Annotated in this window: 23 protein-coding genes and 1 tRNA gene; 10 read left to right on the top strand and 14 right to left on the bottom strand. The window is 66.0% G+C overall.

Features of this window, described 5'->3' with window-relative positions; translation table 11 throughout:
• Positions 1-203 precede the first annotated feature (203 nt).
• Positions 204-1,142, bottom strand: coding sequence for a cobalamin biosynthesis protein CbiM (locus F8S13_25245; protein KAB8140173.1), 939 nt, complete (start codon positions 1,140-1,142; stop codon positions 204-206).
• Between the two features lie 414 nt (positions 1,143-1,556).
• Here F8S13_25245 and F8S13_25240 point away from each other — a divergent pair, with 414 nt between their 5' ends.
• From F8S13_25240 to F8S13_25230, 3 genes are all read left to right on the top strand, one after another.
• Positions 1,557-2,012, top strand: coding sequence for a hypothetical protein (locus F8S13_25240; GenBank protein KAB8140153.1), 456 nt, complete (start codon positions 1,557-1,559; stop codon positions 2,010-2,012).
• Positions 2,013-2,095: 83 nt separating this feature from the next.
• On the top strand, positions 2,096-3,022 hold the full coding sequence (locus tag F8S13_25235) for a WD40 repeat domain-containing protein (GenBank protein KAB8140152.1): 927 nt from the start codon (positions 2,096-2,098) through the stop codon (positions 3,020-3,022).
• Between the two features lie 88 nt (positions 3,023-3,110).
• Positions 3,111-3,575, top strand: coding sequence for a hypothetical protein (locus F8S13_25230; protein ID KAB8140151.1), 465 nt, complete (start codon positions 3,111-3,113; stop codon positions 3,573-3,575).
• Between the two features lie 145 nt (positions 3,576-3,720).
• On the opposite strand, the gene F8S13_25225 is transcribed toward F8S13_25230, so the two are convergent.
• Positions 3,721-4,128, bottom strand: a complete 408-nt coding sequence (locus F8S13_25225; protein KAB8140150.1) for a PaaI family thioesterase — start codon at positions 4,126-4,128, stop codon at positions 3,721-3,723.
• A gap of 149 nt (positions 4,129-4,277) precedes the next feature.
• On the opposite strand from F8S13_25225, the gene purF reads away from it, so the two are divergent.
• Together purF and F8S13_25215 are read left to right on the top strand one after the other, a co-directional pair.
• On the top strand, positions 4,278-5,675 hold the full coding sequence (gene purF, locus F8S13_25220; protein KAB8140149.1) for an amidophosphoribosyltransferase: 1,398 nt from the start codon (positions 4,278-4,280) through the stop codon (positions 5,673-5,675).
• Between the two features lie 184 nt (positions 5,676-5,859).
• Positions 5,860-6,672 carry a DNA repair protein gene (locus tag F8S13_25215; GenBank protein ID KAB8140148.1) on the top strand — a complete coding sequence of 271 codons (813 nt, stop codon included), beginning with the start codon at positions 5,860-5,862 and terminating at the stop codon, positions 6,670-6,672.
• Here the strand turns inward: F8S13_25215 and F8S13_25210 are convergent.
• From F8S13_25210 to F8S13_25165, 10 genes are all read right to left on the bottom strand, one after another.
• Positions 6,669-7,214, bottom strand: coding sequence for a histidine phosphatase family protein (locus F8S13_25210; protein ID KAB8140147.1), 546 nt, complete (start codon positions 7,212-7,214; stop codon positions 6,669-6,671). The two genes, F8S13_25215 and F8S13_25210, sit on opposite strands and share 4 nt — an antisense overlap.
• A 755-nt stretch (positions 7,215-7,969) precedes the next feature.
• Entirely contained in the window at positions 7,970-9,391 is a 1,422-nt protein-coding gene (locus tag F8S13_25205; GenBank protein ID KAB8140146.1) for an NAD(P)/FAD-dependent oxidoreductase, read from the bottom strand.
• Positions 9,392-9,492: 101 nt separating this feature from the next.
• Positions 9,493-10,482, bottom strand: coding sequence for a phosphotransferase (locus tag F8S13_25200; protein KAB8140145.1), 990 nt, complete (start codon positions 10,480-10,482; stop codon positions 9,493-9,495).
• Complete coding sequence (locus F8S13_25195; protein ID KAB8140144.1) at positions 10,479-11,345, bottom strand: STAS domain-containing protein; 867 nt, start codon at positions 11,343-11,345, stop codon at positions 10,479-10,481. Before F8S13_25195 ends, F8S13_25200 begins: the two co-directional genes overlap by 4 nt.
• Before the next feature lie 132 nt (positions 11,346-11,477).
• The gene (locus F8S13_25190) at positions 11,478-12,920 is read right to left on the bottom strand and encodes a proline--tRNA ligase (GenBank protein ID KAB8140143.1); all 1,443 of its coding nucleotides are present in this window, start codon (positions 12,918-12,920) and stop codon (positions 11,478-11,480) included.
• Between the two features lie 141 nt (positions 12,921-13,061).
• Positions 13,062-13,841: a hypothetical protein gene (locus tag F8S13_25185; GenBank protein ID KAB8140142.1), complete on the bottom strand. Its 780-nt coding sequence runs from the start codon at positions 13,839-13,841 to the stop codon at positions 13,062-13,064.
• A gap of 7 nt (positions 13,842-13,848) precedes the next feature.
• Entirely contained in the window at positions 13,849-14,535 is a 687-nt protein-coding gene (locus tag F8S13_25180) for a ribulose-phosphate 3-epimerase (GenBank protein ID KAB8140141.1), read from the bottom strand.
• Positions 14,536-14,610: 75 nt separating this feature from the next.
• A complete protein-coding gene (locus tag F8S13_25175; protein KAB8140140.1) occupies positions 14,611-16,095 on the bottom strand; it encodes a tetratricopeptide repeat protein in 1,485 nt (494 codons plus the stop codon).
• 128 nt (positions 16,096-16,223) lie between these two features.
• Entirely contained in the window at positions 16,224-16,829 is a 606-nt protein-coding gene (locus F8S13_25170; protein KAB8140139.1) for a superoxide dismutase, read from the bottom strand.
• 121 nt (positions 16,830-16,950) lie between these two features.
• Entirely contained in the window at positions 16,951-17,592 is a 642-nt protein-coding gene (locus F8S13_25165) for a transcriptional regulator (protein KAB8140138.1), read from the bottom strand.
• A 266-nt stretch (positions 17,593-17,858) separates the two neighbouring features.
• On the opposite strand from F8S13_25165, the gene F8S13_25160 reads away from it, so the two are divergent.
• On the top strand, positions 17,859-19,241 hold the full coding sequence (locus F8S13_25160) for a S8 family serine peptidase (protein ID KAB8140137.1): 1,383 nt from the start codon (positions 17,859-17,861) through the stop codon (positions 19,239-19,241).
• A 456-nt stretch (positions 19,242-19,697) separates the two neighbouring features.
• Here F8S13_25160 and F8S13_25155 read toward each other — a convergent pair whose 3' ends face one another.
• Both F8S13_25155 and F8S13_25150 read right to left on the bottom strand, forming a co-directional pair.
• Complete coding sequence (locus F8S13_25155; GenBank protein ID KAB8140136.1) at positions 19,698-20,957, bottom strand: PAS domain S-box protein; 1,260 nt, start codon at positions 20,955-20,957, stop codon at positions 19,698-19,700.
• 104 nt (positions 20,958-21,061) lie between these two features.
• A tRNA-Arg gene (locus tag F8S13_25150) sits at positions 21,062-21,137 on the bottom strand.
• Positions 21,138-21,541: 404 nt separating this feature from the next.
• Between F8S13_25150 and F8S13_25145 the strand changes: the two genes are divergently transcribed.
• Genes F8S13_25145 through F8S13_25130 form a run of 4 tightly spaced genes read left to right on the top strand, consistent with a single transcriptional unit; the run spans position 21,542 to position 24,034 of the window.
• Entirely contained in the window at positions 21,542-21,892 is a 351-nt protein-coding gene (locus tag F8S13_25145; GenBank protein KAB8140135.1) for a 50S ribosomal protein L19, read from the top strand.
• 17 nt (positions 21,893-21,909) lie between these two features.
• Positions 21,910-22,668, top strand: a complete 759-nt coding sequence (locus F8S13_25140) for a methyltransferase domain-containing protein (GenBank protein ID KAB8140134.1) — start codon at positions 21,910-21,912, stop codon at positions 22,666-22,668.
• A complete protein-coding gene (locus F8S13_25135) occupies positions 22,653-23,315 on the top strand; it encodes a ribonuclease HII (GenBank protein ID KAB8140133.1) in 663 nt (220 codons plus the stop codon). Before F8S13_25140 ends, F8S13_25135 begins: the two co-directional genes overlap by 16 nt.
• A complete protein-coding gene (locus F8S13_25130; protein KAB8140132.1) occupies positions 23,312-24,034 on the top strand; it encodes a hypothetical protein in 723 nt (240 codons plus the stop codon). Before F8S13_25135 ends, F8S13_25130 begins: the two co-directional genes overlap by 4 nt.
• Positions 24,035-24,239: the final 205 nt, after the last annotated feature.

The raw sequence follows: 24,239 nt of genomic DNA, 5'->3' as shown, positions 1-24,239 counted from the left end.
GCGATTGTAGCACAGCGGCGGCGGGCGCGCGCCCGCCGCCAGGGGGAGATCAGGGCCTATGCGGTCTTACGTCACCGAAGTTTTTTACCACAAAGACACGAAGACGCGATGCCTTCACCTTTTTTCGCGCCTTCGTGCCCTCACGATAATTCGTTCCCGTTTTCCTTGGAGTCTTGGTGTCCTGGTGGTAAAAGAATCGGCGGCTAGGCCTGCGTGGCCGTGTCGGCCTGCGCGGCGGCGGGCCTGCGCAGCGCCTTGCCCAGCAGCATGCCGATGGCGGCCAGCACCGCCACGCCGATCAGGCCGGCGGCGATGGTGGAGATAGGCGTGCTGCCTAGGAAGGGCAGCGTGTAGTCGGGGATGATCTCGTAGTGGGCCGCGCCAGCCTGGCCGATGAAGCCCATGTCCTCGGCCACGCGCTCCAGCCCATCCGGGTCGGAAGAGGCCAGCGGCGAGAGCAGCGCGGTGAGCGCGGCGATGCCCACGCCAGCGGCCACCCAGCCCGCGCCGCCGCGCTGCTGGCCCTGGCCCAGCAGGTCGGGCCGCGTGCGCATGATGAAGCCCAGCGCCGCCACGGTGATCAGCGCCTCGCCCAGGCCGATCAGGGCGTGCACGCCCAGCATCGCAGGCACCACGATGTCCAGCCGGGCCGTGCCGCTCAGCCACAGCTCCAGCGAGGTCAGCAGGGCGGCGGTCATCACGCCCAGCCACGCGCCCAGGCCAGCGCCCGCTAGCTGCGCGCCGCGCCCGCGCCCCGCGAACGCGCGGTAGATGCCGTAGCCCACCAGCGCGGTGGCTAGGCCCATGTTCAGGATGTTCGCGCCCAGCACCACCAGGCCGCCATCCTGGAACACCAGCGCCTGCACGCCGATCACCGCCGCCATCACCAGCATGGCGGGCCACGGCCCCAGCACCATGGCGGCCAGCGCGCCGCCCAGCAGGTGGCCGGATGTGCCGCCCGCCACCGGGAAGTTCAGCATCTGCGCGGCGAAGATGAACGCCGCCATCACGCCCATCAGCGGCACCTGGCGCTCGCCGAGGCTCTCTTGGGTCTTGCGCAGGGCCGCCGTCAGGGCCGCCACCGTCAGCAGCCAGCAGACGATGTTGACGCCCAGGCTGAGGAAGTTGTCGGGGATGTGCATGGCCAACGGCGGGATCCAACCCTGCAGAAACATGTCCATTGTTTGAAACCTCCACCATCTGCTGCGCATTGCCAGTTGCAATTAGTTGCACCTACTATAAATTGCAATAAGCTGGCTGTCAAAGGGCTTTTTGCCTATTTACATCGCGCAGATCGATATACGCGCGCCGCTGCGCTCCGGCCTTCTGCAGCACGGTAGGGCCTTTACATTCTGCTGAGATGATCGGTTGCCTGCGTGCCTTCGTGCCTTCGTGGTGAATCGGCCCCGGTGTTCCTTGGCGTCTGGCTGCCTTGATGGTGAAAATCTTCGGGGCATCGAGATGGCACGTGGTGCGATTTCTTGACAGCCGCTAGCCCATGCCCGTATGATGTCGTGAAGGTTTTCCCAAAGTGAAATAGGGCATGTGGAGGCGAGATGTACGGCTTTTTTCTTGGGCTGCACAATGTGACGCGCTGGCTGGTGCTGTTCGCGGCGGTGTACGCCCTGTATGTGGCCTACAGCGGCTGGCTGGGCAAGAAGGCGTATGGAAAAGAGACACGCCGCGCGGGCATGATCTACGCGAACGTGACCGGCGTGCAGCTGATCTTGGGCCTGCTGACGATGTTCTGGCCCGGCTCGCTGATCATGAGCGTGCTTGGCAACGCGGGCTTTGGTGCGGCCATGAAAAATGCGGATGTGCGCTACTTCCTCGTGGAGCACCCGGTGATCATGCTGGTGGCCATCGGCCTGCTCCACATGGGCACCGGCATCGCCCGCCGCGCCCCCACCGACGAGGCCAAGTACAAGCGGCTGGTGATCTTCTTCACCATCGCCACGCTGCTGATCATCGTGGGCATCCCCTGGGGGCGCAGGCTGCTGCCTAGCCTCTAGGGGGCACGGGCGGCGTGGGGGTGCGTATCCCCACGCCGCTTTTGTTTTTGCGGCAGTTTGAATGCGGTAGGAAGCGATCTGCTATGCCTCTCCCAACATCAGCACAGCGTATTCGCCTGATTGATGGACATAATGACTACGTGAACACCTGCGCGATTGCCCCCGATGGGCGATGGGCTGTCTCAGGTGTCGGCGGTATCTTCCCAACGCATGGCGTGCTGAAGCTCTGGGATGCCCAGTCTTGGCAATTGCTGGCGACGCTTGAGGGCCATGAGGACTATGTGACATCCTGCGCGGTGAGCCGCGATGGCGCGTGGATCGCCTCATGCTCGGTCGATCATACCGTGCGGCTGTGGGATGCCCGCGCGGGGACGCTTTGCCGCACTTTGCGCGGCCATACGAGCTATGTGAGCGGCTGCGCGTGGAGCGCGGATGGCACATGGCTGGTGTCTGCTTCCGATGATGAGACGCTGCGGGTGTGGGATGTGGCCTCGGGCACCACGCGGCTGGTGCTGCGCGGCCACGAGGAATATGTGACAAGCTGCGCGCTTAGCCCTGATGAGGCGGTGATCGTCTCAACCTCCTGGGATGCTTCAGTAAGGGTATGGGATGCACGGTCTGGCCAGTTGCGTGCTACGCTGCTGGGGCATACGGATGAGGTTGAAAGCTGCTGCGTCGATCCAACCAGCCGCTGGGCGCTCTCCAGCTCCGAGGATAGAACGCTGCGCATGTGGGATCTCCACAGCGGCGCAGCGGTGCGAACCTTTGTTGGCCACGAGAGCGCGGTGGAGGCCTGCGCGTGGAGTCCCGATGGACGGTGGGTTGTTTCAGCATCGCGAGACGAGACCCTGCGCCTTTGGGATGCCGCCACCGGCCACGAGCGCTGCTGCCTGCGCGGCCACGAGGCGCTGGTCTCGGGGTGCGCTATCAGCCCAGATGGCGCGTGGCTTCTCTCATCCTCCTGGGATGGGACGCTTGGCGTGTGGCTTCTCGCATATGATGAGAAATAGCAACTATATTTTGTTTGTGGTGGTTGTCTGAATGGGATTCACGTAAATATGGCGGAAATAGCTGTGAATGAAGAGTAGTGGGTTTTTTATGAAAAATCGCGTAAGTAATAATAAAATTTGGTTTATGGCTTTATTTTGTATGACTATATGTGTGTTAGTGTGGTTGATGTTTATGTTTGCTTTGAATTTTAATGGGGTTGGATTTGCCTTTTCTGGTGATAAACTAGGTTTGAGTTTGTTGGAGATAACGTTAGTAATGACCATGTTGGGCTTAGGGGTTATTGGTATCGTGTATTTAATCGCTTTATGCTGCTCGATTGTTATATCAGATGATGGTGTATATCAAAATAGATTTAAGAAGATATTCATAGATTGGAAGGATGTCAAGGAGATTAGAGAAGACGGTAATTATTTGTATATATACGGTAATAATGATAAAGTTTTATTGCCTTTGGTTTACTTTAAAGATGAGAGGGAATTAATGGTTTTTATATTTAAAAGGATGGGTGATAAGAAGCATGGTGATGAAGGTGTTTTCTTGGGTAGAGAGTAAGTTCTTTATGAGTGTCTGAGTAGAGATTTACGTCTAACATAGTGATTTTAATTTATATGGATTTCTTCTTCACCGAAACCTAGAAGATCTGCCCACGCCCGCGCGGGCGAGCCAGCCGCCGCCGCCTCGCCCGCGCTAGGCCGCGCTACTGCCGCGCGTCCACCACCGCCAGCGTGCAGCGCGAGACGCACACCAGCTTGCCATCCTCGCCCGCGATCTCGATCTGCCAGACCTGGGTGGTGCGCCCGCGGTGCAGCGGCCAGCCGGTGGCCACCAGCGCGCCGCCCTGCTTGGGCCGCAGGTGGTTGGCGTTGATCTCTTGCCCGAACACGGCCTTGCCCGGCGGGCAGCCCAGCAGCCCGCCCACGCTGGCCACCGTCTCGGCCAGCGCCACCGACGCGCCGCCATGCAGGAAGCCGAAGGGCTGCTGCACCCGCTCGCCCACCTCCATGCGCATCACCACGCGATCCGGCGTGGCCTCCACCAGCTCGATGCCCAGCGTGTGCCCCAGGCCACGGCCCTCGTTCAGCCGCATGATCTCCGCAAGCTCCATGTCTGCTCCTTTACAGAACGTAGGGGAACCCGCTTCCCTTTCGTTCGTTTCGCTCGGTTGTGAAATGGTATAATACCAACACGCAGCCTTGGTTGAAACCAGCCCGGCTTATCGGGCAGGCGCAGAATCACACATAAGGAACGATATCCATGTTTGAGGATAAACCACAGCACGAATGTGGTGTCTTTGGCATTTATGCACCAAGCGAAGATGTCGCGCGTCTGACGTTCTTTGGCCTCTATGCGCTGCAGCACCGCGGCCAGGAGAGCGCCGGTATCGCGGTGACGGATGGTCGCCGGATCAATCTGCATAAGGACATGGGTCTGGTCTCGCAGGTTTTCAACGAAGACAAGCTGCGTCCCCTGGGTGGCCACATCGCTATTGGCCACACCCGCTACTCGACCACCGGCTCCTCGAAGCTGCTCAACGCCCAGCCTTTCGTCGTGGAAAGCGCGCTGGGGCCGCTGGCGGTGGGCCACAACGGCAACCTGACGAACGCCGTGCAGCTGCGGCAGGAGCTGCTGCAGCGCGGCGTGGGCCTCAGCTCCACCAGCGACAGCGAGGTGGTGATCCAGATGCTGGCGGGCGGCGAGGGCCGCACCTGGGAGGAGAAGATGCGCGTCTTCATGGTGCGCGCCCAGGGTGCCTACTGCCTGACCGTGCTCACCAAAGATAGCCTGTTCGCCGTGCGCGACCCGTGGGGCCTGCACCCGCTGTGCCTTGGCCGCATCGGCGAGAACGGCTGGGTGGTCGCCTCCGAGACCTGCGCGCTGGCCACCATCGGCGCGGAGGTGGTGCGCGAGATCGAGCCGGGCGAGATCGTGGCGATCAACGAGAACGGCCCGCACACCGTCTCGCGCATCCCCGCGCCCGAGCGCGCCACCTGCCTGTTCGAGTATATCTACTTCGCCCGCCCCGACAGCATCCTAGATGCCCAGACCCTGCACGCCACCCGCGTGGCCCAGGGCCGCGAGCTAGCCAAAGAGTCGCCGGTGGAGGCCGATGTGGTCATCCCCGTGCCCGACAGCGCGGTGCCCGCCGCTATCGGCTTCGCCCAGCAGAGCGGCATCCCCTACAGCGAGGGCCTGATCAAGAACCGCTACATCGGGCGCACCTTCATCCAGCCCGACGATCGCCTGCGCAAGGTGGGCGTGCAGCTGAAGTTCAACCCGCTGGCCGACAATCTGGATGGCAAGCGCGTGGTGCTGATCGATGACTCGATCGTGCGCGGCAACACATCCGGCCCGATCGTGCGGCTGCTGCGCGAGGCGGGTGCGAAAGAGGTGCACCTGCGGGTGTCCTCGCCGCCCATCCGCCACCCCTGCTTCTTCGGGGTGGACATGGCCACCTACCCCGAGCTGATCGCGCACCGCATGAGCGTGCCCGAGATCCAGGACTACCTGGGCGTGGACAGCCTGTCCTACCTGAGCCTGGATGGCCTGATCCGCTCGACGGGCAAGCCCAGCGGCGGGTTCTGCCAGGGCTGCTTCTCGGGGCGCTACCCGATCGACATCGAGTTTATCGAGAAGGCGGCCTTCGAGCACTAGGCGGTCGCGTTTTTGCCCAACGGCCCCGCTGGAATATGCCCCAGCGGGGCCGTTTTGTCGCGTGCGCACGGGCGGCCTCGCCCATCCGGCGAAGGCGCTGCTATTGGATGCTGGCCATAATCCAACCCGCAGCGGCACAGCTGGCCGCAGGCTTCGGCGCTTTTTTTTCTAGAAATGAGGGGCTGTGGCGATGGAGCAGGCTGGATTGAACGATACGACAGTGGCCGAGCGCATCCTGATGCTCTACGATCTGCTCTCGGCGCACCTGCCCTACGAGCCGCACTGGTGGCCGATCTTCTCCGCCGACCAGCCGTTTGAGGTGGTGGTGGGCGCGGTGCTGGTACAGCAGACCCGCTGGGAGGCGGTGGAGGCGGCGGTGCTGCGGCTGATCGGGCGCGGCTGGCTGGCCCCCGCCGCGCTGGCCAGCGCCGACACGGGCGAGCTGGCCGCGCTGATCCGCCCGTGCGCGTTCCCCAGCCAGAAGGCCCCAGGGCTGCAGGCGATCGCCCGCCACCTGCTGGCGCACCACGGCGGCGACGCCGCCGCGCTGCTGCGCCAGGGGCGGGCGGATGCGCGGCGCGAGCTGCTGGCCCTGCCGCGCGTGGGCCGCGAGACCGCCGACACGATCATGCTGTACGCGGGTCACCACCCGCTGTTTATCGTGGATGCCTACGCGCGGCGGCTGTTCGACCGCCTGGGCGTGCTGCCCGAGCTGGATGTGCTGCGCATGCCCTACGATGCGCTCCAGGATGCGGTGGAGCGACCCTTCGCGGGCTGGGCCGGGCCGATCGCCGACGCGCCCACGCCGCACGCCTTCTTCTGGCGGCTGCACGCGCTGATCGACGAGGCCTGCATCCACCACTGCCTCACCACCCCGCGCTGCAACCTGCCAGGGGCTAGGCGCAGCTTCGCCGAGCAGCGCAAGTGCGCCGAGCACTGCGTGGGCTGCGCGGGCTGCCCGCTGCGCGGGGTGTGCCGAGCCTACCGCGCGGCCTAGAGCCGCACCGGCGCGGCTGCGGCCTGGGCCTGCCCAGGGCGGAAGGCTAGCTCCCAGCGCCACAGCGGCCCAAAGCGCGTGCCGTGCCACACGCCCGCCGTGGGCGAGCAGTTGCCGTAGTCGTAGACGTGCTGGGCCAGCTCGATCTTGCCCTGGGTGGTGTGCTGCAGCAGCGCCTTGATCGGCGCGCCGTGGCTGACGAGGGCCACGCGCCGCAGCGGGCTATCCTCCAGCTGGGCGTACAGCTCGGCGATGCGGTCGCGGGTGACGCTCTCTTGCTCGTGGGGGGCGGCCTCGCGCAGCCCCTCGACGTAGCCGATCTCCAGCCCCAGCAGCTCGGCAATGGGCGCGGCGGTCTGGCGGGCGCGCTCGAAGGGCGAGCAGAGCACGCGCTCGACGCCCTGGCTGGCCAGCCACGCGGCCATCTCGCGGGCCTCGCGGCGGCCCGCCTCGGTGAGCGGCGGGCCGGGGTGGATCTGGTAGGGCACGCCGGTGGCGCGGTCTGGCGTGGCGTGGCGGATGAGGAAGATCGCTTCGAGCATTGGGCTTTCCTTGGGTTGAACTGGGTGTCGCAGCCGCATTCTACCCGATCTTCTGCGCGGCCACATCCGCCAAAGGGGCAGGCTGCGCCGCTGCGGCCTCGATGATGATGCTTCCTCATGGTTGGTGGGTGTGTGCCCTGCGCGGGCGGCGCCGAGGGGCTAGCCCCTCGGAACCCCACGAGGGGGCGTCGCCCCTCACATGGTGTCACTTTTGGAGTGGTTCTGCATCGGCCCGACCGTGGGCAATGCTTGAAGTGTTGCCCGGTCGGGTCGACCGGTTGCGGCTTCGATGACGGTGATCCTTTTGTTTGGTGGGTGGATGCCCTGCGCGGGCGGCGCCGAGGGGCTAGCCCCTCGGAACCCCACGAGGGGGCGTCGCCCCTTTCGAACCCCCAATTTGAAGCATTCCAATGCCGAATGCTGGCAACTGGTGTTCGTGCATATGGCCAGTTTGCCCGAGCGGCACCTTCGCCGCATGGGCCGGGTGGGTAAAGCTGGCACGTCGCCATTTTCTAGCGCCGTTTGTTTCCTTGGTGTCTTGGAGTCTTGGTGGTAAACGGTTCTCCTTCGTGCCTTCGTGTCTTCCATATGGCCAGTTTGCCCGAGCGACACCTTCGCCGCATGGGCCGGGTGGGTAAAGCTGGCACGTCGCCGTTTTGTAGCGCCGTTTGTTTCTTGGAGTCTTGGTGGTAAACGGTTCTCCTTCGTGCCTTCGTGTCTTCGTGGTAAATAGGTTCCCCTTCGAGGTGAAGCGGCTAGGCTGGCGGGTGGCGCAGGGCTGACTCGGCGGCGTAGTAGCCGCACATGCCGTGGACGCCGCCGCCTGGTGGGGTGGATGCGGAGCAGAGGTAGATGCCGCGTGCGCCGGTGGCGTAGGGGTCGCGGCGCAGTGTGGGGCGGGCGTAGGTCTGGATGAGATCCTGCCTGCCGCCGTTGATGTCGCCGCCGATGTAGTTGGGGTTGTAGGCCTCCATCTCCTGCGGGCCGCGCACCGAGCGCGCCAGGATGCGGGCGCGGAAGCCCGGGGCGAAGCGCTCGATCTGGGCCTCGATGCGTTCGGTCATGTCGGCGGCGCTGCCGTGGGGCACGTGGCAGTAGGCCCAGATGGCGTTGCGACCGACAGGCGCGCGGCTGCGGTCGAATACGCTCTGCTGGGCCAGCAGCACGAAGGGCGCGTCGGGCACCTGGCCGTGCGCCACCTGTCGCTCACTCTCGGCCACCTCATCCAGCGTGCCGCCCAGGTGCAGGGTGCCCGCGCGGGCGCACTGGGGCGCGGCCCAGGGCATATCGCCCTCGATGGCGTAGTCGATCTTGAACACGCCCGGCCCGTAGCGGAACCGCCCCAGCGCGGCGCGCTCGCCTGCGGGCAGCCGCTCGCCTGCGATGCCCAGCAGCTGGCGGGGCGTCAGGTCGAATAGCGCATCGCCGTGCGGCGGCAGGTCGTCGAGCGAGCGCACCATGCGTCCGGTCTGCACATGGCCGCCCAGGTCGCACAGCAGCGCAGCCATGGCGCGGGGGATGGCCCTGGCGCCGCCGCGCGGGAAGGGCCAGCCGGTGGCGTGGGCCAGGGCCAGCAGCAGCAGCCCGGCGGCGGCGGTGGCTGGCTCCTCCAGCGCCACCATGGTGTGGGCGGCGTGCCCGGCCAGCAGCGCTCGCGCCTCGGGGCGGCGGAACAGGGCGCGGGCCAGCGCCGCGGCGGGCCACAGGGCGCGCAGCCCGAAGCGGGCGAAGGTGAGCGGCTGGGCGGGGACGGGCCAGGGGCGCATGAACATGGCCAGGATCTGCGGCAGGTGGCGCACCAGCGGGGCCATCAGGGCGTAGTACGCGCCTGCATCGCGCCCGAATTGCGCGGCGGTCTCCTTCACCGAGCGGCCCACCAGCACCGCGCGCCCGCCATCCAGCGGGTGGGCCACCGGCGCGGCGGGGTGCACCCAGCGCAGCCCGTAGCGCCGCAGCGGCAGGCCGCCTAGGAACGGCGAGGCGTAGGCCATGGGGTGGATGGCCGAGCAGATGTCGTGGGTGAAGCCCGGCAGCGTGAGCGCCGCCGAGCGCACCCCGCCGCCCACCTCGTCGGCCTGCTCCATCACCAGCACGCGCCTGCCCGCCTGGGCCAGCCGGATGCCCGCCGCCAGCCCGTTTGGCCCCGCCCCAACGATCACCGAGTCGTAGTCTGTCATCTCGCCGCTCCTTTGCGCCAGAGGATGCCTGCCCCATGGTAGCAAAAAGCCCCAGCACTGTCGCATGCTGGGGTACGGCGGGCGGGCGCAGAGCGGATGCGCTACGGCTCAAGCTGGCGCAGCGCCGACTCGACCACCGAGGGCAGGCGGGCCAGCAGGTGCTCGTCGTGGCGGATGCAGGCGTCGGCGGTGTGCAGCAGCAGGCGCAGCCGCTGGAGCCGCCGCTGCTGCTCGGCGGATATCGGGCCAGCCGAGTTGTAGCCCTCGTACACGCCCTGCTGGAAGGGGCCGGGGTGCCTGGGCAGGGTGGCCAGCGCCAGGTCGAACAGCGGGTCGCCGCCCACGATGTCGCCGGGGCGCACCAGCGCCTCCACGTGGGCCGCGCTGCTCACCGTCACCAGCGCGCGCTCGGGGGCCACCGCGCCGTGGATGATGCGCGGCTCGGCCCAGTCGGTCTGCGGGTGGTCGAGCGTGGCCTGCCAGAGCGCGGTGGCCAGCGGGTCGCCCAGCACATCCGCCGCCAGGGCGCGCACGCCGCGCCGCCCCAGCCAGTCGCCCAGCACCCCGTTCCACGAGCGCGTGGTCCAGCGCCCCGATGGGCTGGGCCTGCCGAAGCCCGGTGCTGGCTGGCTGTGGATGCTGCGCAGCGACCGCCCGATCTGCCGGGCCGCCACCTTCACCAGCGGGTCACTCTCGACCGTGCTCAGCGGCGTGCCGGCGATGTGGCCGTGGATGATATAGCCAAACGGGACCGCGCTGCAGCTGAGATCGGCGGTGATGAAGGTGGGGATGGGCAGGTGCCGCCCCGAGAGCGTGCGGATGAAGAACTGCTCGGCGGCCAGGTCGCCCTCGGGCGCGATCACCACGATGATATGGATATCGTCGGTGCTGACCCGCACCTCGATCCGCTCGGCGTCCTCGTGGCGGAGGGCAGCCGAGCGGGGGCGCATGTTCAGCGGGCGGACGATGTGCTCCACATACTCGCCGAGGCGGTGGAGCACGCGTCGCTGGGCGAGGTCGGGCGGCTGCTCGCCCTCGGCGGGGCCAAGCAGCGTGTCGCTGCCGTTCAGGTGCTCGAAGATGTCGATCACGGCTCGCTGATCGTGCGGATGGCGAACCCGCGCTGCTCAAGGGCGTAGGCGATGCCTGCCTCAAGGTTGGCCATGGTCATGATCGCGCTCATATCGAGGCCCAGCTGGATGATCGTCTGCGCGATCTCGGCCCCGATGCCCACCACCACCACCTCTGCGCCAAGCAGCGAGATGGCGCGCGCCATCTGCAGCAGGTGGTTGGCCACGCCCGTGTCCACGATCGGCACGCCGGTGATGTCGATGATCAGCACCTCGGCCTGCTTGTCGACGATATGCTCCAGCGCCGACTCCATCACCTGGCTGATCCGCAGCGAGTCGAGCGCGCCTACCAGCGGCATCACCAGGATGCCGTCGTAGATCGGCACGATCGGCGAGGCGGTCTCGCGGATGATCTGGCTCTGCGTGGCGATCTCGTGCTCGCGCTCCTCCAGCTGGCGCTGGGCCTCCTGCAGGTGGGTGTTATAGGTCTCGGTGAAGCTCGACCGCATGTCGTGGATCCAGCCCTCGCTCGTATGCAGCAGATCGAGATCCCAGTCGCCCTTGACGTAGAAATCGCTCATCACCTGCCAGACCACCTTGCGCACCTGGTCGATCACGCTCATCATCACGCTCGGGCCAAGGCCCTCGGAGAGGCGGGTGGTGCCGATCTGCTGGCTGAAGCTGCTCAGCCGCTCGGGTTTGCCGTGGACGAGGACATCGAGCCAGATGTCGATGATGGCGGCGGCGCGCTTCAGAAGCTCATCCTGCGAGAGGTTCTGATAGTAGGGGCCGCAGTTGTCTCGCAGGCTCTGGGCAAGCGATTCAATCGTGCTGTCCTTGCGGCTAGACCAAAAATCGAAGAGGCGCTGTGAATCTGCTGCCATAAAGCTGCTCCTGCAAATAGAAGGTGTGATGGAAAAACAAGCTCAGGCGGAAGCTCCGCCATGGAGGTATACCGCGCCTGCTGAGGAATAGTTGCTCGCCAGCAGGCGCGCTGTTTCTCCTATGGCTGGTAGCTAGTAGGCGCGGGCGAAGATCACCATCTGGCTGGTCTCTTTGCCGGTGTAGAAGCAGGTGCCAGGGGCCTCGGGCTGGTCCAGCGGGATGCAGCGGATGGTGGCGCGGCACTCATCCTGGATGCGCTGCTCGTCCTCGGTGGTGCCAGCCCAGTAGACCCGCGCGAAGCCGCGCTCAACCTGCTGCTTCAGCTCGTCGTAGCTGCTCACGTCGGCGGTGCGGTCGTCGCGGAAGGCTAGGGCGCGCTGGTAGAGCGCGTTCTGGATCTCCTCCAGCAGCGCCTCGATCCGTTCGGTCAGGCCCTCCTGGGGCACGAACGACTTGCCCGCCTTGCCGGGGATGTCGCGCCGCGCCATGGCCACGGTGCCCTTGTCCACATCCTTCGGCCCCACCTCGATGCGCACCGGCACGCCTTTCAGCTCCCACTCGTTGTACTTGAAGCCGGGCGTCAGGTTCTGGCGGTCGTCGATCTTCATGCGGATGCGGCCCTTCCAGGGCTTGGTGATGGTCTCGACGGCGGCCATCACGGCGCTGCGCTCGGTGTCGTTCTTGTAGATCGGCACCACCACCACCTGGATGGGCGCGAGCCGCGGCGGCAGCACCAGGCCCTCGTCATCCGAGTGGGTCATGATCATCGCGCCGATCAGTCGGGTCGAAACGCCCCACGAGGTGGTCCAGGCGTGCTGGATGGTGTTGTTCTGGTCGGTGTAGGTGATGTCGAAGGCCTTGGCGAAGTTCTGGCCCAGGTTGTGCGAGGTGCCGGCCTGCAGCGCGCGGCCATCCTGCATCATGGCCTCGATGCAGTACGAGCGCAGCGCGCCGGGGAACTTCTCCTTCTCGGTCTTCAGGCCGCGGATCACCGGCATGGCCATCTCGCGCTCGGCGAAGTCGGCGTAGACATCGTGCAGGATCATCAGCGTCTCGCGCTCGGCGTCGGCCTCGTCGGCGTGTACGGTGTGGCCCTCCTGCCAGAGGAACTCGGCGGTGCGCAGGAACGGGCGGGTGCGCTTCTCGGCGCGCATCACGTTGGCCCACTGGTTAATCAGCAGCGGCAGGTCGCGGTAGCTGCGGATCCACTTGGCGTAGAAGTGGCCGATGATCGTCTCCGACGTGGGGCGCACCACATAGGGGTCTTCCAGCTTCTCGCTGCCGATCTGGGTCACCTCGAACAGCTCGGGCGCAAAGCCCTCGACGTGCTCGGCCTCCTTCATGATGAAGCTCTTGGGGATGAGCAGCGGGAAGTAGGCGTTCTCGTGCCCGGTCTCCTTGATGCGGTCATCCAGCGCGCGCTGCATGCGCTCCCAGATCGCGTAGCCGGTGGGCTTGAACACGATGCAGCCGCGCACCACCTCGGCGTAGTCGGCCAGGCCAGCCTGCTGCACAATATCCAGGTACCACTGCGAGTAGTCACGGTCGCGTGGCGTGATTCCGTCTTTCGGCATCTATTTCCTCCGCTCTTGTCGAGCAAACATACACACTAGCTGGGGATGCGATTCTTTTGGGCTGCGAAATACAGCGCATGGCTGTAGATTGTACCATAGCCCGATACTGGTACTGCGGCGCTGTGCGACGGGCTTGCGCAATCAGCTGAACGGGAAGAGCGATTCGACCTCGACTCTGGCCACATCCAGCCGCAGCGCCCACTGGCGCGGGTCGGCATCCAGCCGGTCGATCCACGCGGCCAGGCCGCCCAGCGCGGCCACCTGGTCGCCGAAGCGGTCGGCGGTCTCGAACTCCATGCCCTCGGTGGGGATACAGGCCACATCGAAGCCGCCCTGGCGCAGCAGGAACAGCGGCCAGGCCACATCCACGCCCACGCTGGTGTCGGAGCAGCCCGCCAGGATGGCCTCGGCGGCGCGGCGCGAGAGCCCGCGCGCCCCAGCCCCTGTGTCCCAGGCCAGCCCGCTCACGGCGGCGAAGGCGGTGTTGATCGTACTCTCGGTGTCGCGCTGGCAGCGCGGGTGGCTGGCGAAGGCGCGCGGGGTGCGGGCCAGCACGGTGAAGTCGTGCTGGGCGATCTGGTCAAGCGTGGCGGCCAGCTCGGCGGGGTGGTGCTCGGCCCAGTGCAGCATGCGGTCGAAGTCGCAGAACACCACGTGGCCAGCGCCCAACTCCAGCGCGCGGCGGATGACGCTGCGGCGCGGCTCGCCGAGCTTGGCCAGCCCGCCGGGCGGCTGCGGCTCGCGGGTCGTGTCGCAGCCCGCCTCGCGCAGCAGGGCCTCGCTGCGGGCCTGGCTGGTGCTGGTCAGCAGCACGGTGATCTGCGGGAACAGGCCTGCAAGGCGCGGCAGCATGCGCGCGGTCTGCTCGTACAGCCGCCCGTCGGGGTCGTGGTTGGTGGCGGCCAGGGTGATGCTGGTCATCGGCTGCCTACTGCAGGGCGGCGCGCATCTGGCCGATGGCGCTCTCTACACTAAACGCGGGGCTGAAGATCGCCGAACCGGCCACGATATTGCTGGCCCCGGCCTCCACCACCGTGCGGATGTTGCTCGCCTTAATGCCGCCGTCCACCTGGATCTGCACGTGGCCCAGCCCGCGCCCGTCCAGCATGGCCCGCAGCCGCGCGATCTTGCCCGAGCTGGCCGCGATGTACTGCTGCCCGCCGAAGCCGGGGTTCACGGTCATGATCAGCACCAGATCGAGATCGGGCGCGATCTCATCCAGCGCGCTCAGCGGGGTGGCGGGGTTCAAGGCCACCCCGGCGGTTGCGCCCAGCTCTTTGATCTGCTGGATGGTGCGGTGCAGGTGCTGGGTGGCCTCGGCGTGCACCGTCACGTGGTTCGCGCCCGCCTTGATAAAGGCCTCAACGTAGCGCTCGGGCTGCGTGATCATCAGGTGGCAGTCCAGGGTGAGCGCCACCTCCTTGCGCAGCGACTCGACCACCGGCAGGCCGACGCTAATATTCGGCACGAACACACCATCCATCACGTCGATCTGCAGCCAGTCGGCCCCGGCCTGCTCGGCGGCGCGGGCGTCGCGGCCCAGGTGGGCGAAGTCGGCGGACAGGATTGAGGGTGCGAGCAGCACAGGCCGCCCGGAATATTCGGCAAGTGGCACGTGAGTTCCTCCACAGCATGAGCGATGGCATTATACACGAATCTGGCATCCGCATGCCCTATAGCTTGCGTTCTGCTAGAGCCCGAGGATGGAGAGCTGCGCCTCGGCCTTGGCCCGCCAGTCGCTGTCGGGCGCGAGATCCGCCGCCGCCACCAGCGCCTCGCGGGCTGGGCCGCGCTGGCCCCGCAGCGCCAGCGCCTTGCCCAGGTAGAAGCTGGCCTCGGCGCTGCGGGGGTCGCGTTGCTGGGCGGTGCTGGCCGCGCGCTCGGCCTCGGCGAAGTTGCCGCAGGCGATCTGGGCCTGGGCCAGGGCCGCCCAAGCCGCGCTGCTATCGACGAGCAGGGCCGCCTCTTGGGCGGCGGGTCGGCCATTTTCACAGATCCGCACGGTGGTCGTCAGGTGGAAGCGGACGGTCTCTGTCAGGTAGGTGCCTCGCTGGTCGGGCGGCGCAGCGGCCAGGGCTTTCTGGTAGCTGCTGCTGGCCTCGATATACTCGCTCTGCGCGGCGTACCACTGCGCCCATGCGAGGTAGGTGTTCGGGCTATTCGGCGCGATCTGGCGCAGCACCTTCACCTGTACCTCGGCGTGCTTGGTGTCGCCGGTCTCAAGCGAGGCCAGGGCCAGCATGGCCCGCAGCTGGGTATCGTTGGGATGGCTGCGCACCAGGGCGTTCAGTGCGCCGATGCCGCCTGCGGCGTCGCCGGTGCGCAGGCGGGTGTAGGCCGCATACGACTGGGCGCGCACCGCCAGCGGGCTATCGCTGGGCACAGCGTCGAACTGGGCCAGCGCCAGCTCGGCCATGCCCGCCGAGAGGTAGGCCTGCCCCAGCTGCATGGCGCGCTCGTCTGGCTGGCCCTGGATGGCTGCCGCCAGCAGGTCGGGCGCGGGGCTAGGCTTGGGCAGCAGCGGCGCGACCATCAGCGGGTCGGGCAGGGCGGGGGCGATGCCGCCGATGCCGCCCAGCAGCGCGCTGGCCTCGCCCGCGCTGTCGCTGGCGCGCAGCGTGGCCAGCCGCAGCTGCACCGCCCAGCGCCACTCCTGGGGCAGCCTGGCCTGCCGCAGCCCATCGAATGCCTGCTCGGCGGCGGCGTAGTTGCGCCCGCGCAGCAGGGCCTCGGCCTCCAGAACGCGGGCGTAGGGGGCCATGTCGGCGTGGTCGTCGATCAAGCGCCAGGAGCGGATGGCATCATCGTAGTAGCCCTGGGCCAGCGCGCTGCTGCCCTGGTAGAGCCGCACTAGCGTGTAGTCGCGGCCAGCCACACCCATGCGCAGCGCGCTGCCGAAGCTACGGCTGGCGGCGGCGTGCTCGCCGCGCACGGCCTGGATCATGCCCAGCCGCGCCATGCTCTGCGCGCTGGGGTGCTGGCTGGCTAGGCTGCGGTAGATCTGCCACGCCGCATAGTAGCGCCCTGCGCCGAACATGGCGTCGCCCTGGCGCATGTCGTGGTCTGGCTCGTCGCGGAACACTAGCTGTGCGCCTGCCAGCACAATGGCCAGGGCGGTGACTAGCGGGAACACGCGCAGGATATGGTGGGTGGTAGGGATGTTCCAGATCTGCATGGGTGGTTGCAATAGACCGCGGCTACTAGGGAGATCATAGGTGGTTCTGCGGCAGCCGTCAACCTTGCGGCAAAACAAAAGGCGAGCCGCAGGATGCAGCTCGCCAGAGATCGTTGGGTTGGTGATGACTACGCGCCGTAGAGCTCGGCGACCTTGGCCCAGTTGACTGTGTTCCACCAGGCGCTCAGGTAGTCGGGGCGCTTGTTCTGGTACTTCAGGTAGTAGGCGTGCTCCCACACGTCCACGCCCAGGATGGGCGTCAGCCCCTGGCTGATCGGGCTGTCCTGGTTGGCGGTGCTGATCACCGAGAGCGTGCCGCTGGCATCCTTCACCAGCCACGACCAGCCGCTGCCGAAGCGCTTCACGCCGGCATCGTTGATCTTGGCCTTCAGCTCGGCGAGGCCGCCGAAGGTGCTGTTGATCGCATCGGCCAGCGCGCCGGTCGGCTCGCCGCCGCCGTTCGGGCCCATGATCTCCCAGAACAGCGTGTGGTTGGCATGGCCGCCGCCGTTGTTGATTACGGCCTGGCGGATCTCGGAGGGCACATCGTTGATGTTGGCCAGGATCTCCTCGATCGGCTTGGCCTGCAGCTCGGGGTACTTCTCCAGCGCGGCGTTAAGGTTATTCACGTATGTGGCGTGGTGGCGATCGTGGTGGATCTGCATGGTCTGCGCATCGATGTGCGGCTCCAGTGCAGCGAAATCATACGGCAGCGGCGGAAGTTCGAAAGCCATAGGGATTCCTCCTCCAAAACTCGGCAAGAGAGAACGCTCTTCGTACACCTGTACGAAGAGCCGACGCGTTTGGTTTTCTTAGGTGGATGGGTGCCGCATATCTGATTGCGGCGGCTCCGCCCTAGAGGGCTGAAGCGGGGATGCGATAGCGACAGCAGGTGTCATCTTCGGTGATGTTCTGCTCGCGGATGATCGGCGTGCCCAGCAGCGACTCGTAGAGCGTTAGCTCGTGCGAGCAGATCTGCTGATAGGAGCGCGCAACGCAGTCGATCGGGCAGTTGTGCTCGGTGAGGATGACGGAGCCGTCAGGCTCCTGGGAGACTTCGCACATATAGCCCTGCTCGTTGAGGATCTCGGCCAGCGCGAAGACTCGTTCGCGCGGGGTCTTGTCGGCAAGCTGCAGGGCATACTGCTTCTCAAGCTTGCCGCGGCGGTAGGCGAACAGCCGGTTGATGGCCTCGTCGCCGCCCAGCATCTCGACAAATTCGAGGGTTTCCAGGGCGATTTTGTCGTAGCGCTTGGGGAAGAGCTGCTCGGCGTTTTCAGTGAGTGAGTAGAGATGGCTAGGCCTGCCGATACCTCGGCGAACATCGGCGATGCGCACCAGATTGTCGCGCTCAAGCAGCGCCAGATGCTGGCGCACGCCCACCGCACCAATCCCGAGTGCAGAACTGAGCTCAGCAGCGGTCATCGAGCCGTTCTGCCGAAGCAGGCCCAGAATCTCTTGCCGAGTTTCGCCTTGTTCGCGATGTTCAAGCACCATGGTGTCCTATGCTCTCTCGTTAATCAGTTCCTCTGGCCGTAAGTATAGCACTGCTGGTTTGAGTTTGTCAACTATTTACTTTCGAAAGTCAAATAATATTTTATGTGGCTAGGCCCCCCTGTCATCCCACGGGCCTCCATCGTAGGGTTGGTATGCCCTTGGTTCGTGCGCCACGTATAGTGGTGCTCGTCCTAGTCGCAATCAAATTGATACCATTTTGTCTATATTGTCCCTGAAGACAATATCGCAAAGAGAGATATTGCGCCATGTTGTCGCGTAGAATCTTTTTTGTGGCCCTTGGCATTGTTCTCATGGCGCTCCCCGGTGCGCAGGCCAGCGCCCAGCCCTCCTCTCAGAGCACGTGGCCCCCTGCTACGCTGAATGCCTCGATTGCGACCGACCGCGTGCTGGTGCGCCTGGCGGATGGCTCGCCAGCACTGCCCGGTGCCGCACCCCTGTTCGGCCAGTGGTACACGGCTCCCGTGGTGCCCGGCACCCCGCCCCAGCAGGCGCTGGCTCAGACGCGCGCGCGCTCCAGCGTGGTCGCCGCCGAGCAGGACTATGTGATCCAGATCAGCGATGCGGCGGTGCGCACAAGCAGCCCGGCGCAGCCCGGCGCAATCAGCGGCGCCCTCGCTTCGTATCAGTGGCACCTGCGGGTCACGCAGGCCCCGGCGGTCTGGCCGCTCACCACCGGCGCTGGCGTGGTGGTGGCGGTGATCGACACCGGGATCGCGACCAACGCCCCCGACCTCGGCTGCCACAGCTTCACCTCGCCCTACAACGCCATCACTGGTGCGGAGGGGTTGGCCGCCGCCCAGGATGACAACGGCCACGGCACCCACGTGGCTGGCACGGTGGCCCAGTGCGAAAATAATGGTATGGCCAGCGGCGTCACCCTGATGCCGATCAAGGCGTGTGACGAGTCGGGCAGCTGCCTCATGTCCAACGTGGCCAAGGGCATCGCCTGGGCCAGCAGCCACGGCGCTGCTGTGATCAACCTCTCGCTGGGGGCCGACTGCACCGGCGTGGGCACCGGCCAGTGGCCCGACTGCTCGTCGGATGTTGTGAATGATGCGATCGCGATGGCTACTGCCGCCGATGTGGTGATCGTCGCGGCGGCGGGCAATTTTGGCGAGTCGACGATCGATTTTCCCTCCAACCACCCCAACGTGATCGCGGTGGGCGCGCTGGATGTGCTGCAGCAGCGTACGCGCTATACCAACACAGGCAGGGGGATCAATCTCACGGCCCCCGGCGGCGATCTGTTTGCCGATGTGGATGGCGATGGCTATGCCGATGGCGTGGCGCAGCAGACGCTGGGGGCGCTCTGCGGTATGCCGAGCGAGTTTGCATGGTGCCTGCTGCAGGGCACCTCGATGGCCGCGCCACATGTCTCGGGCGCCGCCGCGCTGCTGCGGGCCGCCGCCCCCACTGCTACTCGCGGCGAGATCCAGGCGGCGCTTGAGAGCGGCGCGACGGATCTGGGTGTGGCTGGCTACGATGAGATCTATGGCTATGGGGCGCTGCAGGTTCAGGCGGCGCTACACATCCTACGGCCCGACATCGATATGACCACCCCGCCTGAGCAGCCTACCTCAGGGCTGCACACGACACACTCGATCTATCTGCCGCTGTTGGCGCGCTAGGGCGCATGTGCTAGGGGCTAGCTAGCCAAAAGCAGCGCGGGCAAAGAGCTGCGCTGCTTTTGATTTGTCGGGAATGGTGCGCTGCTGGGCAGCCCTGCTGCTAGTGGGGAGAAACAGGTCGATCTATCCTATAATATGGCCTTATCCGCACGTTTGATTCTATGCATCATTGTAACAACTGAAAAGAGAGGCGAATCTTCCATGCTGAAGCACGTCAAGAATCTGCGCGTCTATATTCTTTTGTACCTTCTTTTCTTTATCGGAATGATCGGTCTCGCGATCTATGCGGAGATCCCGTGGTACTGGGGGGTGGTCATTGGCCTGATCGGCATGGTGATCGAGGTCGGGCGGCACTACATACCCTTTTTTGACTAGGCCCTGCGGGCGCAGAGCGCAGCAAAAAGCCGCTGCCCAGAACAGTCTGGGCAGCGGCTTGGCGTATCGGGCTGGTGCGGGCTACTGATCGTGGCCAAATGCCGCCGCAATGCTCTGCTGCAGATCGCGCTGGGTGGTGATGGTGCCGAGATCCACGCCGAGGTGCACTAGCGTCTGCGCCACCTCGGCGCTGATGCCGCTGAGCGTGACATCGGCCCCCAGCAGCTTGGCGGCCTGGGCCGCGCGCATGAGCGCGTTGGCCACTTGGGTGTCCATGATCTTCACGCCGGTGAGGTCGAGGATGGCCTTTTCGGCCTGGTGGGTGCTGATGCCCTCGAGCAGGGCTTCGAGGATCTGCATGGCGCGGTTGCTGTCGATCGTGCCCACGATCGGCATGGCGATGATGCCCTCGGCCAGCGGGATGAGCGGGGTCGAAAGCTCGCGTAGGGTGGCCTGCTGGGCCTGGATGATCTGCTCCTGCATGGCGGTGTGCTCGGCCTCGGCCTCGACCACAGCGGTGATGTCGCGTACCATCAGGCCGATCAGGCTCTCGCCAGCGAGGGTCTTGAGCATGAAGGCCGTGACGGCCACCGGCACCAGGTGGCCAGCTTTATGCCGATAGTTGGTGCGCCCGCTCCACTTGCCAGTGCTGGCCAGGGTGCCGCGGATGTCCTCGGCCTGGGAGAGGTCGAGCACATCGTTGCCGTTCATCCCCAGCAGCTCATCGCCGCGCCCGATGATCGAGCGGAAGGCCGAGTTGGCGTAGAGGAAGGTGCGGTCGCTGCTCATATAGGCGACGCCGTCGGGGGCGTTCTCGATCATCTGGTCGAAGATCTGCAGCCGCTGCTCGTTGTTCTGCTGGTCGGTGATGTCGCGGAAGAATGAGATGAACTGCTGCGGCTGATTCTGCTCGTCGGAGATCACGAAGATCGACGCCATGCCGGTAAATGGCGTGCCGTCGATCTTGGTCTCTTCGATGGCCCCGTGGAAGTAGCCGGTGGACAGCAGTTGCTCGAAGAACTTCTGAAATTGCCCGCTGTCCTGGTGCCGCGCGTGCGAGACCACATCGCGCCCGGTGAGCGGCTCGTCGTCGCTGAAGCCGTAGAGCTTTCGATAGGCGTGGTTGGCGAAGGCGATGGTGCCCTGCAGCGTGGTGACCAGCACAGCCTCGTGGCTGCGCTCGGCCAGGATCTGAAAGGGCCTGAGCGCGACGACCTGGGCCTGCAGGCGGTGGTTTTCCTCGTGCAGGCGGGCTAGCTCGGCCTGAAGCGATTCGATAGTTGGGGTATTGCTCGACACAGCTGCCTCGTTTTTGCAGTGATTGGCTAAGGGTAGATCTATGCTGGGCTATAACGATTTTGTCTCTAGTATCGCAGCGGGGCGTTACGTGCAAGTAACCGCCCAGCAACAAAAAGCGCCGCGCGATTGATCGCGTGGCGCTGCGTTGGTACCCCCGAGCCGACTCGAACGGCTGACCTGCGGTTTAGGAAACCGTTGCTCTATCCACTGAGCTACGGGGGCGGGCAGGATCTATTATAGCCGAGCCGCTAGCGAGCGTCAACGTTATGTGGGTGTGGGTCAGGGTCTATAGTGTTCTCGATAGAGCGCCGATTCGTTTACCACCAAGACTCTAAGACACCAAAAAAAGGCAACCAAAAACCACGAAGGCACAAAGATTCGAAGAAAAGTAGTAGAAATCTTCGAGCCTTCGCGTCTTGGTGGTAAAAAATCTTCAGTGGATCACGAACCCATAAACCCTTGGATGTGGGCCCTGCAGGCGGTGCGGTGGCATTTGCCCCATGTCCACACTTATGTTATAATCTGCCGCAGGCTCAACCAATGGTCAGGCGCTTTTTGGGGCCGATGGGGAAACAGCTCTATCGGGGCCCCATTTATTTGTGTAAAAAGGCAAAGGCTGGTTTCGCATGTCGCAGCAGATTTTGAATGAGATTGAGCAGCGCCAGTACAAAGCTGATATCCCCAGCTTCCGCGTTGGCGACACGCTCCGCATTGGCGTGCGCGTGGTCGAGGGCAACCGCGAGCGCGTGCAGGAGTTCGAGGGCGTGGTGATCAGCCACCGCAGCGGTGGTATCAACGAGAACTTCACGCTTCGCCGCATCGCCTCGCACGGCATCGGCGTCGAGCGCACCTTCCTGCTCCACTCGCCCCGCATCGAGAACATCCGCGTGGTTCGCCAGGGCAAGGTTCGCCGCGCCAAGCTGTACTACCTGCGCGGTCTCACCGGCAAGGCTGCCCGCATCAAAGAGCGGCGCTAGCCGCCTAGCTGGCACCCATGGCTGGGCGTGATCACAACACGCAGGCGCAGGGTGGGCCAGCGGGCATAGCATATGGCGTCTACGCGCGCCTGGTGCGCTGGGCCTTCGCGCGGTTCTACCGCGAGCTGGCCTGGACCTACGACACCGTGGCGGCGATAGTCTCAGGCGGTCAGTGGCCCCAGTGGTCGCTGGCCGCTTTGCCGTTCCTGCGGGGGCGGGTGCTGGAGCTGGGCTGTGGCACCGGGCACCTGCAGCTGGCCCTGGCCAGCCGCCCGCAGCACGCCGCCGTGGGGCTGGATGTCTCGCGGCAGATGCTGGGCCTCACGCGGGGCAGGCTGGCCCGCGCCGGGCTGGCGGCCCCGCTGGTGCGGGCCAGCGCCGGGGCTGTGCCGCTGCCCACCGCCGCCTTCGACACCGTGGCCGCCACCTTCCCCAGCGAGTACATCGTGGCCCCCGCCGCCGTGGCCGAGGTGGCCCGCGTGCTGCGCCCTGGCGGGCGGCTGGTGGTGGTGCTCTCGGCCCAGCTGCGCGGGGGCGGGCTCTACCACCGCGCGCTCGACCTGCTCTACCGCGCTGCGCTCCAGCGCCCCGTGCTGGCCCACGACCCGCCGCCAGCGCCCACGTCGCTGGTGGGCCAGCGCTACGCCCAGGCCGGGTTCGCCGTGCGCGAGCTGTGGCACCCGGCGGGCGGCGCATCCCTGCACATCATCCTGGCCGAGCGCCCTGGTGCGCCCCAGGCCCACACCGAAGAAGGCAACCCGTGGCACCCACTGTAAACGAGGAGCTGCGCCTGCGCGCGGCGGGCCACCGCGTGATCGCGGGCATCGACGAGGCCGGGCGCGGCTGCTGGGCCGGGCCGGTGGTGGCCGCTGCCGCCGTGCTGCCCGATGCCGTGCTGGAGCGGCCCGAGCTGCTGGCGGGCGTGGATGACTCCAAGGCGCTCTCCGCCGCCCAGCGCGACACGCTCTACGCCCGCGTGACCCAGGCCGCCAGCGCGTGGGGTGTGGGCGTGGTGCCCGCCCACGTGGTCGATAGCCACGGCATCCTGGCGGCCACCAAGGTGGCCATGCAGGTGGCCCTGCTCTCGCTGCCCGCCCTGCCCGACGCGCTGCTGATCGACGCCGTGCAGCTGCGCGACTGGCCCTGCCCGCAGCGCGCCATCATCCGGGGCGACGCGCTGTGCCTCAGCATCGCCGCCGCCTCGATCATCGCCAAGGTCACCCGTGATAGACTGATGACCGAGCTGGGCAGGCACCTGCCCGCCTACGGCTTTGCGGCCCACAAGGGCTACGGCACCGCCGCCCACGCCAGCGCGCTCGCGCGCCACGGCGTCACGGCGCAGCACCGCCGCACCTTCCGGCCGATCGCCGCGCTGCTCGACCAGATGGCCGAGAGCGAGCAGAAAAGGAGCATAACGCCATGACCGTTGACTTCGCCGCCAGAGAGCACGTGCAGAAGCTGCGCCGCGCCGGGCTGCGCCCCAGCGAGGCGCTCATCCATACCATTACCCGCAGCGGGGCCGCCGCTTTCGCCCCGCTGCTTGAGCTGGCCACCAACTTCGAGCTGTTCGACGGCGAGGAGCCGGAGATCTTCGCGCCCATCCACGCCCTGCGCCTGCTGGGCGAGCTGCCCCAGCTGGCCATGATCGAGCCGCTGCTGCGCAAGTACCCCGTGGCCACCTACGGCGAGTGGGATGAGCTGCCGCGCCTCTGGGCCACCGAGACGCCACAGATCATCGGGCGGCTGGGCGCGGCGGCCCACCCCGCCCTGTGGGCGATCGTGGACTCGGCGGAGTGGGAGCCGACCGCGCGCACCATGGCCACCATCGCGCTCTCCAACACTACCGCCGTGGCCCCCGAGCTGCGCCAGCCGCTGATCGAGGCCTACCGCGAGCGCATGCGCGGCAGCGAGGACATGGTGGTGCGCACCAACGCCGTGGTTGGCCTCACCGGCCTCGGCTCCAGCGAGGACTACCAGGAGATCATGGCGCTCTACCGTGGTAGCACCGTCAACAAGGGCGTAGTGGCAGCCTCCACCGCCCGCCAGCTGCTGCTGGGCGGCGGCGAGAAGACGATCGCATGCACCACCCACACCCTGGCCGAGCGCTACGAGCAGCACGGCCCCAACGAGAGCGCCGAGTAGCAGGCCCGGCGCAGATGGCGGCAGATCGCACATCGATCTGCCGCCATCTTCATTTCTGCCCAACGGCCAGCGTAAGAATCGCCCTCTTCTGAACCCTTCGCGTCCATAAAGATTCCTCTATACCGCCGAGACCCGCCCCAAGACCGATGGAAGTTCGGTGCTTCTCGGGCATAATAGGCCGCGCACCCCTTCACGAGCGACCTAT

It is taken from the genome of Chloroflexia bacterium SDU3-3, assembly GCA_009268125.1.
GTDB lineage: Bacteria > Chloroflexota > Chloroflexia > Chloroflexales > Roseiflexaceae > SDU3-3.
This window is presented reverse-complemented; position numbering and strand designations above follow the sequence as displayed.